This is a genomic window from Pseudomonas sp. LBUM1674 (genome assembly GCF_059695635.1).
Genome location: NZ_CP166779.1, coordinates 5581224 through 5595286, shown reverse-complemented (window position 1 = coordinate 5595286; position 14063 = coordinate 5581224). Strand labels below are relative to the sequence as shown.

Below are 14063 nucleotides of genomic sequence, written 5' to 3'. Positions count from 1 at the left end.
GATAAGGCATAATCCGTCCCAACTCAAATAACAAGGACGCCGCCCCGTGAGCTCAGTCAACAAGTCGATTTTGTTGGTCGATGACGATCAAGAGATACGCGAGTTGCTGGACACCTACCTGACCCGTGCCGGTTTCCAGGTCCGGACCACGCCCGACGGTGCCGGCTTTCGCCAGGCCATGAACGACGCGCCGAGTGATCTGGTGATTCTCGACGTAATGCTGCCCGACGAAGACGGTTTCAGTCTGTGCCGTTGGATTCGCCAGCACCCGCGTCAGGCCCAGGTGCCGATCATCATGCTCACCGCCAGTTCCGACGAGGCTGACCGCGTCATCGGCCTGGAGCTGGGCGCCGATGACTACCTGGGCAAACCCTTCAGTCCCCGTGAATTGCAAGCGCGCATCAAGGCGCTGTTGCGCCGCGCGCAGTTCGGTCAGGAGCGGTCCGGCAGTGAAGTGCTGGCCTTCGATGACTGGCGCCTGGACACGGTCAGCCACCGCCTGTTCCACATCGACGGCGAAGAAGTGATTCTCTCCGGTGCCGATTTCGCCCTGCTGAAGCTGTTCCTCGATCATCCTCAGGAAATCCTCGATCGCGACACCATCGGCAATGCCACCCGTGGCCGCGATCTGATGCCACTGGATCGGATCGTCGACATGGCTGTCAGCCGCCTGCGTCAGCGTCTGCGCGACACCGAAAAACCGCCGCGGCTGATCCGTACCGTGCGCGGCAGCGGCTACCAACTGGCAGCCAATGTGGTTGCCAGTAATGGCCACTGAGTTTTTCCGCAAACTCGCCGCCAGGGTGCCCGTGCCGCGTTCGCTGCTCGGGCGGATGTTGCTGCTGACCTTGCTGGCGGTGCTGTTCGCCCAGGCGCTGTCGAGCGTGATCTGGGTCTCGCAGCTGCGCGCCACCCAGCTTGAGGGGCTGGTCACCAGCGCCCGCAGCCTCGCACATTCGATGACCGCCAGCGTCAGTTACTTCCGTTCGTTGCCGGTGGCGTTCCGGCCGCTGGTGCTCGATCAGTTGCGCAGCATGGGCGGCACCCGGTTCGTGGTGACCCTCAACGACAAACCCTTGGGGATGGAGGTGCTGCCAATCACCCCGCGCAAAGAGGCGGTGCTCAAAGCGGTTGATGAAGTGCTGCGCCAGTCCCTGGGCCAGGACACTGATATCTCGGTGACGTTTGTCAGCCCCGAAGACCTGCGGATTTTCAACGGCGGCCTGAAACTCGACGAATTGCCGCGTTCCTGGGCGCATTACGCGCTGACCCTGGAACCGGTCAATCCGCCGGTGCTGGTCACGCAGATCCAGATGGCGCCGGGAGAATGGCTGTACATCGCTTCGCTGTTGCCCGAGCCCTATACCAGCCTTGAAGAGCAGGGGCTGCCGGCGCAACAGGTCTGGTTCATCGTGCTTACCAGTGGTTTTCTGTTGTTGTTCATCGGCTTGCTGGTGCACTGGCAGAGCCGGCCGCTCAAGCGTCTCGCACGGGCGGCACGCGATATGTCATTGGGGGCCGAAGTCGAACCGGTAGCCGAGGGCGGTGGGAGTGAAGTGGTCGAAGTGGGCCGTGCCTTCAACGCGATGCGCGAACGAATCAGCCGTTACCTGACCGAACGCAGTCAGTTGTTCAGTGCGATTTCCCATGACCTGCGCACGCCGATTACCCGCTTGCGGCTGCGGGTCGAACTGCTTGAGGACGAACAGCTGCAAGCCAAGTTCGGTCGCGATCTGGATGAATTGGAGCTGCTGGTCAAAGGCGCGCTGCAATGCGTGAAAGACACCGACATTCACGAGAATATCGAGCCGGTGGATCTCAACCATGTGCTCGATTGTCTGGTGGAACCGTACCTGGCACCCAACGGCAATGGCCGGGTGACCCAGCAAGGACGCGCGCTGGCGCCTTATCCGGGTAAGCCGTTGGCGCTCAAGCGTTGCATTGGCAACCTGATCGACAATGCCTTGAAGTATGGGCAGAACGCGCACCTGCACATCGATGACGATGACAGCGCGTTTGTCCTGCATGTCGATGATGAAGGGCCTGGGGTTCCGGAGCAGCGGCTGGAACAGGTGTTCGAACCGCACTTTCGCCTGGCGGGGCAGCAGCAGGGTTATGGGTTGGGGTTGGGGATTGCGCGCAATATTGCCCATAGTCATGGGGGGGAGGTCAGCCTGCAGAACCTGCGTGAAGGCGGGTTGCGGGTGACCCTTCAGTTGCCTCGCAGTGTTGATTAGTCACACCGCGTCGCCTTCATCGCGGGCAAGCCACGCTCCCACAGGATTACCTACATTCTGAAAATATGTGCAGAACCTTGTGGGAGCGGGCTTGCCCGCGATGGCGTCGGATCAATCAACACATCCTTTTGGCGATTGTCACAAGTCAGTGACATAACTCGCCCCCTTCGTTACAAGCCCGCCACCCCCCGTTGTTTAGACTGCACCCAGTCATAACAACAAAAAAAGGCACCCCATGGACACCTTCCAACCGGCCTTCAGCAGTTGGCTGAACGCACCTGCCCATCAGCAATGGCTCGCCGCCGAAGGCCTGCGCCTGCTTTCATTTGCCAAGGCCTCAAAGCTCCCTGAAGGCTTCGGCAACCTCGATGAAAAGGGCCGCCTCCCAGCCAATGCCCAAGCCGAAACCATGAACACCGCGCGCATGACCCACAGTTTCGCCATGGCCCACATCCAGGGTTTGCCGGGTTTTGCGGAACGGGTGGATCACGGTGTCAAAGCCCTCAGCGGTCCGCTGCGCGACGCCAGGCACGGAGGCTGGTTTGCCACCGCCAATCATCGCGACGGCGATACCGGCAAGGCGGCTTACCTGCACGCTTTCGTCGCCCTGGCCGCCAGTTCCGCGGTCGTAGCGCAGCGTCCCGGCGCCCAGGCCCTGCTCGATGACGCCATCCACATCATCGACACGCATTTCTGGAGCGAGGAGGAGGGCGCGATGCGCGAATCCTTCAACCGCGACTGGAGTGAAGAGGAACGCTATCGCGGTGCCAACAGCAACATGCACGCCACCGAAGCCTTCCTCGCGCTGGCTGACGTCACCGAAGACAACCGCTGGCTGGTCCGCGCCCAGCGCATCGTCGAGCGCGTTATCCATACGCATGCCGCCGCCAATGACTACCTGGTGGTCGAGCATTTCGACCGCGACTGGCAGCCGCTACGCGAGTATAACCACGACAATCCGGCCGACGGTTTTCGTCCCTACGGCACCACGCCCGGCCACGGTTTCGAGTGGGCGCGGCTGTTGCTGCACCTCGAGGCGGCGCGGGTCCGGGCCGGGATGCTGACGCCAGGCTGGCTCGCAACGGATGCGCAAAAACTGTTCGATCATAATTGTCGTCACGGTTGGAACGTCGACGGTGCGGCGGGCATCGTCTACACCCTCGACTGGGACAATCGCGCCGTGGTTCGTCATCGCCTGCACTGGACCCATTGCGAAGCCAGCGCCGCCGCCAGCGCTCTGCTCAAACGCACTGGCGAGGAACAATACGAACACTGGTACCGACTGTTCTGGGAATTTTGTGACAGTCATTTCATCGACCGCTGTGACGGCAGCTGGTATCACGAACTCGATCCGCATAATCGCCCGAGTACCGATATCTGGGCCGGCAAACCCGACCTGTATCACGCCTGGCAAGCCGTGTTGATCCCGCGCCTGCCGCTGGCGCCCAGCATGGCCACTGCCCTGGGGCAGTTGTCCCGGCGCGTTCCTGTGTAACCATGTGGTGACATTCGAACGTCCCTTCGTTACCTGCGAAGGGATGACTCCTGTTTAAAATCGATGCAGCGCAAGCACCAGACTTGCATGCATAACAACAAGAAAGGTACTACCAGATGAATGCGATTTCTCGCCTCGCTACTGTCATTTCTCTCGCCTCGCTGCTTCCCCTGTCTGCATTCCCGCTGAGTGCCCTTGCCGCCGATGCCAAAGGTTCGGTGGAGGTCGTTCACTGGTGGACCTCTGGTGGTGAAAAGGCAGCGGTCGATGTTCTGAAGGCTCAAGTCGAAAAAGATGGCTTTACCTGGAAGGACGGCGCCGTCGCCGGTGGTGGCGGATCCACGGCCATGACCGTACTCAAAAGCCGCGCCGTCGCCGGTAACCCACCGGGCGTCGCCCAGATCAAAGGTCCGGACATCCAGGAGTGGGGCAGCACGGGCCTGCTGAGCACCGACGCATTGAAAGACGTTTCCAAGTCGGAAAACTGGGATGGCCTGCTGCCTGCGAAAGTCTCCGACACCGTCAAGTACGAAGGTGACTACGTCGCCGTGCCGGTGAACATTCACCGCGTCAACTGGCTGTGGATCAACCCGGAAGTCTTCAAGAAAGCCGGGATCGAAAAAGCCCCGACTACCCTCGAAGAATTCTATGCCGCCGGCGACAAGCTGAAAGCCGCAGGCTTCATCGCGCTTGCCCACGGTGGCCAGCCTTGGCAGGACAGCACCGTGTTTGAAGACGTGGTGCTCTCGGTCATGGGCGCCGACGGTTACAAGAAAGCCCTGGTGGACCTGGATCAGAAAACCCTCTCGGGGCCTGAGATGACCAAGGCCTTCACCGAGCTGAAGAAACTCACCGGCTACATGGACCCGAACCGCGCCGGTCGTGACTGGAACATCGCGGCCGCCGACGTCATCAACGGCAAGGCCGGCATGCAGATGATGGGCGACTGGGCCAAGAGCGAATGGACTGCTGCCAAGAAAGTCGCCGGCAAGGATTACCAATGCGTGCCGTTCCCGGGCACCGAAAAAGCCTTCACCTACAACATCGACTCGCTGGCTGTGTTCAAGCTCAAGGCTGACCGCAAAGGCGACATCGCCGCCCAGCAAGACCTGGCCAAGGTCGCTCTGGGTAAAGACTTCCAGAAAGTCTTCAGTATCAACAAAGGCTCGATCCCGGTGCGGACCGACATGCTCAACGACATGAGCGGCCTGGGCTTCGATGCTTGCGCGCAAACGGCTGCCAAGGACTTCCTGGCGGACGAGAAGACTGGCGGCCTGCAACCGAGCATGGCGCACAACATGGCCACGTCCCTGGCCGTGCAAGGCGCGATCTTCGACGTGGTCACCAACTTCATGAACGACAAAAATGCTGACCCGGCCAAGGCCAGCGCGCAACTGGCATCGGCTGTCAAAGCTGCCCAGTAAACCCTGACACAACCTGATCCTGGGTGGAATGGGATTGTGTGGGAGCGGGCTTGCCCGCGATGCAGGCTACTCGGTTCAACTGCGAACCGTGTTGATGCCATCGCAGCGATGCGGCGACCCGACAAGCCAGCTCCCACACAATCCTGCTCCCACCAGGGATCACCGTGTCGGTCCAATTCTCTCCACCTGGATTATCCCGATGAGCTCTGTGGCGGTTTTCAGCAAAGCCTCACCGTTCGATGCGCTGCAACGCTGGTTACCCAAGTTGGTACTCGCGCCGAGCATGCTGATCGTGTTGGTTGGCTTCTACGGTTACATCATCTGGACATTCGTTCTGTCCTTCACCAATTCCAGCTTCATGCCGAGCTACAAATGGGTCGGCCTGCAGCAATACATCCGCCTGATGGACAACGATCGCTGGTGGGTCGCGAGCAAGAACCTCGCGCTCTTCGGCGGCATGTTCATCGGCATCAGCCTGGTGCTGGGGGTGTTCCTCGCGGTGCTGCTGGATCAGCGCATTCGCAAGGAAGGCTTCATCCGCACCGTCTACCTGTACCCGATGGCGCTGTCGATGATCGTCACCGGTACCGCATGGAAATGGCTGCTCAACCCAGGCCTGGGCCTGGACAAGATGCTGCGTGACTGGGGCTGGGAAGGCTTCCGTCTCGACTGGCTGGTGGATCAGGATCGCGTGGTGTATTGCCTGGTGATCGCCGCCGTGTGGCAAGCCTCCGGGTTTGTGATGGCGATGTTCCTCGCCGGCCTGCGCGGTGTCGATCAATCGATCATCCGTGCCGCGCAAGTCGACGGTGCGAGCCTGCCGACCATCTACCTGAAGATCGTTTTGCCGAGCCTGCGTCCGGTGTTCTTCAGTGCCTTCATGATCCTCGCGCACATCGCGATCAAGAGCTTCGACCTGGTGGCGGCCATGACCGCTGGCGGCCCGGGCTACTCGTCCGACCTGCCCGCGATGTTCATGTATTCCTTCACCTTCAGCCGTGGCCAGATGGGCATCGGTTCGGCCAGCGCCATGATGATGCTCGGCGCGATCCTGGCGATTCTGGTGCCGTACCTGTACTCCGAATTGCGAGGCAAACGCCATGAGTAATCAACTCGGAAAACCGGCGATCAGCTTCAGTCGCATCGCGATCTACGCCACCTTGTTGTTGGCCGCCGCGATCTACCTGATCCCGCTGGTTGTGATGCTGCTGACCAGTTTCAAATCCCCGGAAGACATCCGCACCGGCAACCTGCTGAGCTGGCCGCAAGTAATCGACGGCATCGGCTGGATCAAGGCCTGGGACGTCGTCGGCGGCTACTTCTGGAACTCGGTGAAAATCACCGTGCCGGCAGTTTTGATTTCCACTTTCATCGGTGCAATGAACGGCTACGTGCTGTCGATGTGGCGCTTCCGGGGTTCGCAACTGTTCTTCGGCCTGCTGCTATTCGGCTGCTTCCTGCCGTTCCAGACCGTGCTGCTACCCGCCTCGTTCACCCTCGGCAAGTTCGGCCTGGCGAACACCACTACGGGTCTGGTGCTGGTGCACGTGGTCTACGGCCTGGCGTTCACCACGCTGTTCTTCCGCAACTACTACGTAAGCATTCCGGATGCACTGGTCAAGGCTGCACGCCTGGATGGCGCAGGCTTCTTCACGATTTTCTGGAAGATCCTGCTGCCGATGTCGATCCCGATCGTGATGGTCTGCCTGATCTGGCAGTTCACCCAGATCTGGAATGACTTCCTGTTCGGCGTGGTCTTCGCCAGTGGCGACGCCCAGCCGATTACCGTGGCCCTGAACAACCTGGTCAACACCAGCACCGGGGCCAAGGAATACAACGTTGATATGGCCGCCGCGATGATCGCCGGGCTGCCGACACTGCTGGTCTACATTTTCGCTGGCAAGTATTTCCTGCGTGGGCTGACGTCCGGCGCGGTCAAGGGGTAGAACATGGCAACTCTCGAATTACGCAACGTCAACAAGACCTACGGCGCCGGTTTGCCGGACACCCTGAAAAACATCGAACTGAAGATCGATGACGGTGAGTTCCTGATCCTGGTCGGCCCGTCGGGCTGTGGTAAATCCACGCTGATGAACTGCATCGCCGGTCTGGAAAACATCAGTGGCGGCGCGATCCTGGTGGACGACGCCGACATCAGCGGCATGAGCCCGAAAGATCGCGACATCGCCATGGTGTTCCAGTCGTACGCGCTGTACCCGACCATGAGCGTGCGGGACAACATTGCGTTCGGCCTGAAGATTCGCAAGTTGCCCGCCGCCGAAATCGACGAAGAAGTCGCTCGCGTCGCCAAATTGTTGCAGATCGAACACCTGCTGAGTCGCAAACCCGGCCAGCTCTCCGGGGGGCAGCAACAGCGCGTGGCGATGGGCCGTGCGCTGGCGCGGCGGCCGAAGATTTACCTGTTTGACGAACCGCTGTCCAACCTCGATGCCAAGCTGCGGGTCGAGATGCGCACTGAAATGAAACTGATGCACCAGCGCCTGAAAACCACCACGGTCTACGTGACCCACGACCAGATCGAAGCCATGACCCTGGGCGACAAGGTGGCGGTGATGAAGGACGGAATCATTCAGCAGTTCGGCACGCCGAAAGACATCTACAACAACCCGGCCAACCTGTTCGTGGCGAGCTTCATCGGTTCGCCGCCGATGAACTTTATCCCCCTGCGTTTGCAGCGCAAGGACGGTCGCCTGGTGGCGCTGCTCGACAGTGGCCAGGCGCGCTGCGAATTGCCGTTGGGCATGCAGGACGCCGGTCTTGAAGACCGCGAAGTCATCCTTGGCATGCGTCCTGAGCAGATCGTACTGGCGGGCAGCGAGCCCAATGGCTTGCCAACCATCCGCGCTGAAGTCCAGGTCACCGAACCGACCGGTCCCGACACCCTGGTGTTCGTCAATCTCAATGAAACCAAGGTCTGCTGCCGTCTGGCGCCGGACGTTGCACCGGCCGTGGGCGAGACCCTGACCCTGCAATTCGATCCATCGAAAGTGCTGTTGTTCGATGCGAAGACCGGAGAGCGGTTGGGGGTTGCTGGCCTGCCTAAAACCGAGACTCACAGTGCCAATGTGGCGCAGTTCAAGGGCCGCTGAAGAACAAAATGTGGGAGCGAGCTCGCTCCCACAGGGGATGTAAACCGCGTTAAATAAAAACAGTTAATAACAATAAAACGAGGATGTAGGGATGAAGAAGAACAACAACGCTCAGCTTATCTGCCAGTTGTCAGCGATTGCGGCCATGACGCTGGCCGGTAGTGTGCACGCGGCTGACGCGTTCAGCGCCGATTCCGAATGGATGACCGGTGATTGGGGTGGCGAGCGGACCCGGCTGATCGAGCAGGGTATCGACATCAAGATGGACTACGTCGGTGAAGTGGGCGGCAACCTCCACGGCGGCTACAACAACGACAAGACGGCGCGCTACGCCGACCAGTTTGGCTTGGGCGTGGCACTGGACCTGCAAAAGTTGTGGGGTTGGGATAACACCCAGGCCAAGATCCAGCTCACCAACCGTAACGGTGAGAACATCTCCAATGACCGTGTCGGCGACCCGCGCGCCGGCACCTTGAGTTCCTCTCAGGAAGTCTACGGCCGTGGCCACATGGTCCGTCTGACCCAGTTGTGGATCAAGCACCAGTTCCTCGACAATAAACTGGACGTCAAAGCCGGTTATTTCGGCGAAGGCGAAGACTTCAACACCTTCCCTTGCGAGTTCCAGAACCTGGCGTTCTGCGGTTCCCAGGTGGGTAACTGGGCGACCAATATCTGGTACAACTGGCCGGTCAGCCAGGCCGCGATCCGCGTGAAGTACAACATCTCGCCTGAGTTCTACGCGCAGATCGGCGCATACAACCAGAACCCCTCGCAACTGGAGCACGGTAACGGCTTCAAGCTCAGCGGCAGTGGTACCAAGGGCACCGTCTTGCCGGTCGAACTGGTCTGGTTGCCTAACCCTGGCAACCTGCCGGGCGAATACCGTGTCGGTTACTACAAAAGCACGGCCAAAGCCGATGACGTTCGCGAAGACGACAACGGCAATGATGCGGCAACCAGCGGCAACGCCTACCGCAGCCACAGCAGCAAGTCCGGCTACTGGTTCGTGGCGCAGCAACAACTCACCAGCCACAACGGTGACGCGTCCCGCGGTCTGAACATCGCCGCCAACGCCACTTTCCACGACAAGGACACCAACATCGTCGACAACTACCAGTCGCTGATGTTTGTGTACAAGGGCCCGTTCGATGCACGTCCAAAAGATGACATGGGTATCGGTTTCGCCCGTATCCATGTCAACGACGACGTGAAGAAAAACGCCGAGCTGGTCAACGCTTCCAATGGTGTCAGCGACTACCAGGATCCGCTGTTCTCGCCGCTGCGTAACACCGAGTACAACTACGAGATCAACTACGGCTTCCACGTTACCAACTGGCTGACCGTACGTCCTAACCTGCAATACATCACTCACCCGGGCGGTGTGGATGAAGTTGATAACGCGCTGGTGGCAGGGTTGAAAATTCAGTCGGTGTTCTAACGTTGTTGCGATAAGCTCCTCTCCATGTGCGCATTTTTGCGGACGGCCAAGGCTGTCCGCTTTTTTTTGTGGTGGCGCACCCCGGGGAACAGGATGATTTTCAGGACCGTGGCACATGCATGAGCATCCGCTACAACGCTTCTTCAAATCCTTGCGCGAACGTCCGGTATTCGCGTGGGAGCGCTATCAGATGCGCGATGTGCTGGTGATCGATCATCCGCTGTGTCAGGCGGTGTTCAGTCGGCAGGGCGCGCAGTTGTTGCACTTTCAGCCCCGGGACCAGAAACCCTGGCTCTGGTGCGCAGCCAAATGGCCGCATGTCGGGGCGATTCGTGGCGGGGTGCCGGTGTGCTGGCCCTGGTATGGTCGCCATCCGAGCGAAAACGCCTGGCCTTCCCACGGCTGGGCCCGGCTGCTCGACTGGAAGCTGCTGGACAGTAGCAGTGACGAGGATGGCGTGCGTTTGCATTGGCAACTTCAGTTGTGCGACTGGCAAGTGGACCTGCATGCGCACCTGGGCGAACGCATGGATTTACGCCTGTGCACCGAGCATCAGGACAGCTTGCCGTGCCAGTTGAGCCAGGCGTTGCATGCCTACTGGCGAATTGGCGACGTTGGTGAGGTAGCGCTGTCTGGGCTCGAGGGTGCGCAAGGCTACGACCATTTGAACCGCCAGGTTTGCCAGCAGGAAGGCGAGTTGCGAGTCGAGGGTGGTTGTCAGCGAGTGTTTCAGCAGGAAGGCGAATTACAGCTCAAGGACCACGCGTGGCAGAGGGAATTGTGCATCGATACCGGTGACGATGCGGACACGGTGGTCTGGCATCCCGGTTATCGACCTTTGCTGGGGGTGAGCTGGAATGAGATTGGCGAGTTTGTCTGCGTGGAAGCGGCGAGCGGCGGGACCGATAGCCTGAGCCTGGCGCCGGGGGAGCGGGCGCATTTGAGTTTGCAGGCGCGGGTTGGGGCGTAATGATCGTTCCCACGCTCTGCGTGGGAAGGCAGCCCGTGACGCTCTGCGTCACTGGACGCGGAGCGTCCTTTGAGGCATTCCCACGCAGAGCGTGGGAACGATCAGTGGGTTAATTAAACTCATCCCCAATCGGATACCGACTGGCATTCAGGCTTTCCTTGATCTTGCGCAAATGCGGCTGGAAATCCACGCCCCGGCGCAGGGTCATGCCCGTCGCGAGCACATCCAGCACCGTCAGCTGAATGATCCGCGACGTCATCGGCATATAGATGTCAGTGTCTTCCGGCAATGGAATGTTCAGGCTCAAGGTGCTGGCCTTGGCCAATGGCGAACCTTCAGCGGTCAGGCCGAGCACTGAAGCGCCGTTTTCCCGGGCCAGGCGCGCCACTTCCACCAGTTCACGGGTGCGGCCGGTGTAGGAAATGATCACGAACAACTCGCCGGTGTGGGCGACCGAAGCAATCATGCGCTGCATCAGCACGTCCGCATGGGCGGTGACGGCCAGGTTGAAGCGGAAGAACTTGTGCTGCGCGTCCAGCGCCACCGGAGCCGAGGCGCCGAGGCCGAAGAAGTGGATCTGCCGGGCCTGGATCAGCAAGTCGACGGCGCGGCTGATCAGGTTCGGATCCAGCGCCTGCAAGGCACTGTCCAAAGAGGCGATGGCGCTGCCGAAAATCTTCTTCGTATACGCTTCAGGATTGTCATCGGCCTCGACCGCACGGCTGACATACGCCGCGCCACTGGCCAGGCTTTGGGCCAGCTGCAGTTTTAGTTCGGGGTAACCGCTGACGCCGAACGAACGGCAGAAACGGTTGACCGTCGGCTCGCTGACCTTCGAGGCCTGGGCGAGGGCGGCGATGCTGAACCGGGTGGCCTGCTGTGGGTTGAGCAGGATCACTTCGGCGACTTTGCGTTCGGCCTTGTTCAGGTCTTCAAGGCGATTCTGGATCTGTTCCAGTAAATTTCGCACGCGGTCCATATTGGTTCCTTAGCTCCGCAAACAAGAGAGCACTACAAATAAGGGCCCCGGCTATGCAAATTGGGACTTTGATCGGGCCCGTCACGGTGGCCTATCCTACTGATGGCTCCGACTGACCACCACTCGGAATCTCTATTTTGGTAAAATGTTGTGGTTATTACTACATTTTCCCTTGAATCATGCCTTGAAAAAAGGTATTTGTAGCTTAACTTGATAAAAGAACAAACATCATGCCTTCGATTACGGTTGAACCGTGCACCTTTGCCTTGTTCGGCGCCCTTGGCGATCTGGCCCTGCGCAAGCTGTTTCCTGCCCTCTATCAACTCGATGGCGCAGGCCTGCTTCATGAGGATACGCGCATCATTGCGCTGGCCCGTGAACCTGGCAGCGAGCAGCAGCATCTGGCGTTCATCGCCGCCGAGCTGCGCCGATACGTCAGTGACAAAGAGCTGGACGAAGCCGTGGTTGAGCGCTTCCTGGCCCGCCTGAGCTACCTGCACGTCGATTTCCTCAAGGCTGACGACTACGTCGCCCTGGCCGAAATGGCCGGCAGCGCCCAGCGAGTGATCGCCTACTTCGCGACACCGGCAGCGGTTTACGGCGCGATCTGCGAGAACCTGTCGAAGGTCGGCCTGACCGAAAACACCCGCGTGGTGCTGGAAAAACCCATCGGTTCCGACCTTGAATCCTCGCGCAAGGTCAACGACGCCGTAGCGCAGTTCTTCCCGGAGAACCGCACCTATCGCATCGACCACTATCTGGGCAAGGAAACTGTGCAGAACCTGATTGCCCTGCGTTTTGCCAACAGCCTGTTCGAAACCCAGTGGAACCAGAACTACATCTCCCACGTGGAAATCACCGTGGCCGAGAAAGTCGGGATCGAAGGCCGCTGGGGTTACTTCGACAAGGCCGGCCAGCTGCGGGACATGATCCAGAATCACCTGCTGCAATTGCTCTGCCTGATCGCCATGGACCCGCCGGCCGACCTGTCCGCCGACAGCATCCGCGACGAGAAAGTCAAAGTCCTCAAGGCCCTGGCGCCGATCAGCCCGGAAGGCCTGACCACGCAAGTGGTGCGCGGCCAGTACATCGCCGGCCACAGCGAAGGCAAATCGGTGCCCGGTTATCTGGAAGAGCCGAACTCCAACACCCAGAGCGACACCGAAACCTTCGTCGCCCTGCGTGCCGACATTCGCAACTGGCGCTGGGCCGGTGTGCCGTTCTACCTGCGTACCGGCAAGCGCATGCCGCAGAAGTTGTCGCAGATCGTCATCCACTTCAAGGAACCATCGCACTACATCTTCGCCCCCGAGCAGCGCTTGCAGATCAGCAACAAGCTGATCATCCGCCTGCAACCGGACGAAGGCATTTCCTTGCGCGTGATGACCAAAGAACAAGGCCTGGACAAGGGCATGCAGCTGCGCAGCGGTCCGTTGCAGCTGAATTTTTCAGACACCTGGCGCAGCGCACGGATTCCCGATGCCTACGAACGGTTGTTGCTGGAAGTGATGCGCGGCAATCAGAACCTGTTTGTCCGTAAAGATGAAATCGAAGCCGCGTGGAAGTGGTGTGACCAGTTGATCGCCGGGTGGAAAAAATCCGGTGATGCGCCCAAGCCGTACGCGGCCGGGTCCTGGGGACCGATGAGCTCCATTGCTCTGATCACGCGGGATGGGAGGTCGTGGTATGGCGATATCTGAATTGAAACTGCCTCAGGGCGTCAGCGCCCATGAGTTCAAGAGCCCGGTGTTGCTCGCCGAAGGCCTGGCGCTGAATGTGGCCAAGCAATTGAGCGACGCGATCGACGCCACCGGTACCGCAACGCTTGTGGTCTCTGGTGGTCGCAGCCCGGTGGCGTTTTTCCAGCACCTGGCCAAGCAAGCGCTGGACTGGTCCAACGTCGTGGTGACCCTGGCGGACGAGCGTTGGGTACCGGTGGAACACGCCGACAGCAATGCCGGTCTGCTCAAGCGCTACCTGTTGCAAGGTCCGGCGGCCAAGGCGCAGTTTTTGAGCCTCTACAGTGCCACCGCCAATCTCGAACAGGCGGCCGAGCAGGCTGATCGCTTGTTGGCCGAATTGCCGCCGATCGACGTGCTGATACTGGGCATGGGCGACGACGGGCACACCGCCTCGCTGTTCCCGAACAGCCCGAACCTGGCCGACGCCTTGAAAGTCGACGGCAGCCGTCGCTGCTGGCCGATGCTGGCGCCGACCGTGCCGCATCAGCGCCTGACCATGAGTCGCGCGCTGCTGGCTTCGGCGAAGAAGACCGTTTTATCGATTTCCGGTCAGTCCAAGCTGACCACCCTGAGTGCCGCATTGGCCGGCGACGATGTCGCCGCCATGCCGATTCGCGCGTTTCTGCAACCTACGTTAGAGATTTACTGGTGCCCATGAGCCAAGGATC

Annotated in this window: 12 protein-coding genes; 11 read left to right on the top strand and 1 reads right to left on the bottom strand. The window is 60.1% G+C overall.

Annotated elements, in window-relative coordinates:
• Nucleotides 1-46: 46 nt before the first annotated feature.
• The 9 genes from ACA067_RS25745 to ACA067_RS25705 all read left to right on the top strand — a co-directional run bounded on the left by ACA067_RS25745 (nt 47) and on the right by ACA067_RS25705 (nt 10674).
• Nucleotides 47-778 (top strand): response regulator, encoded by a 732-nt coding sequence (locus ACA067_RS25745; RefSeq protein WP_497459079.1) that lies wholly within the window; start codon nt 47-49, stop codon nt 776-778.
• A gap of 31 nt (nt 779-809) precedes the next feature.
• Nucleotides 810-2237 carry an ATP-binding protein gene (locus ACA067_RS25740; RefSeq protein ID WP_497462844.1) on the top strand — a complete coding sequence of 476 codons (1428 nt, stop codon included), beginning with the start codon at nt 810-812 and terminating at the stop codon, nt 2235-2237.
• Between the two features lie 235 nt (nt 2238-2472).
• The gene (locus tag ACA067_RS25735) at nt 2473-3732 is read left to right on the top strand and encodes a D-mannose isomerase (RefSeq protein WP_497459078.1); all 1260 of its coding nucleotides are present in this window, start codon (nt 2473-2475) and stop codon (nt 3730-3732) included.
• A 116-nt stretch (nt 3733-3848) separates the two neighbouring features.
• A complete protein-coding gene (locus ACA067_RS25730) occupies nt 3849-5156 on the top strand; it encodes an ABC transporter substrate-binding protein (RefSeq protein WP_497459077.1) in 1308 nt (435 codons plus the stop codon).
• Nucleotides 5157-5355: 199 nt separating this feature from the next.
• Entirely contained in the window at nt 5356-6264 is a 909-nt protein-coding gene (locus ACA067_RS25725) for a carbohydrate ABC transporter permease (protein WP_064679358.1), read from the top strand.
• Entirely contained in the window at nt 6257-7102 is an 846-nt protein-coding gene (locus tag ACA067_RS25720) for a carbohydrate ABC transporter permease (protein WP_008155862.1), read from the top strand. Before ACA067_RS25725 ends, ACA067_RS25720 begins: the two co-directional genes overlap by 8 nt.
• 3 nt (nt 7103-7105) lie before the next feature.
• Nucleotides 7106-8266 carry an ABC transporter ATP-binding protein gene (locus ACA067_RS25715; RefSeq protein WP_497459076.1) on the top strand — a complete coding sequence of 387 codons (1161 nt, stop codon included), beginning with the start codon at nt 7106-7108 and terminating at the stop codon, nt 8264-8266.
• A gap of 91 nt (nt 8267-8357) precedes the next feature.
• Nucleotides 8358-9704: a carbohydrate porin gene (locus ACA067_RS25710; RefSeq protein WP_497459075.1), complete on the top strand. Its 1347-nt coding sequence runs from the start codon at nt 8358-8360 to the stop codon at nt 9702-9704.
• A gap of 115 nt (nt 9705-9819) precedes the next feature.
• Nucleotides 9820-10674, top strand: coding sequence for a D-hexose-6-phosphate mutarotase (locus tag ACA067_RS25705; protein ID WP_497459074.1), 855 nt, complete (start codon nt 9820-9822; stop codon nt 10672-10674).
• A gap of 109 nt (nt 10675-10783) precedes the next feature.
• Here ACA067_RS25705 and ACA067_RS25700 read toward each other — a convergent pair whose 3' ends face one another.
• Nucleotides 10784-11644 carry a MurR/RpiR family transcriptional regulator gene (locus tag ACA067_RS25700; protein ID WP_178084775.1) on the bottom strand — a complete coding sequence of 287 codons (861 nt, stop codon included), beginning with the start codon at nt 11642-11644 and terminating at the stop codon, nt 10784-10786.
• Nucleotides 11645-11883: 239 nt separating this feature from the next.
• Between ACA067_RS25700 and zwf the strand changes: the two genes are divergently transcribed.
• Together zwf and pgl are read left to right on the top strand one after the other, a co-directional pair.
• Nucleotides 11884-13353: a glucose-6-phosphate dehydrogenase gene (zwf, locus tag ACA067_RS25695; protein ID WP_497459073.1), complete on the top strand. Its 1470-nt coding sequence runs from the start codon at nt 11884-11886 to the stop codon at nt 13351-13353.
• Nucleotides 13340-14053, top strand: coding sequence for a 6-phosphogluconolactonase (gene pgl, locus ACA067_RS25690; RefSeq protein ID WP_497459072.1), 714 nt, complete (start codon nt 13340-13342; stop codon nt 14051-14053). Before zwf ends, pgl begins: the two co-directional genes overlap by 14 nt.
• Nucleotides 14054-14063 lie beyond the last annotated feature (10 nt).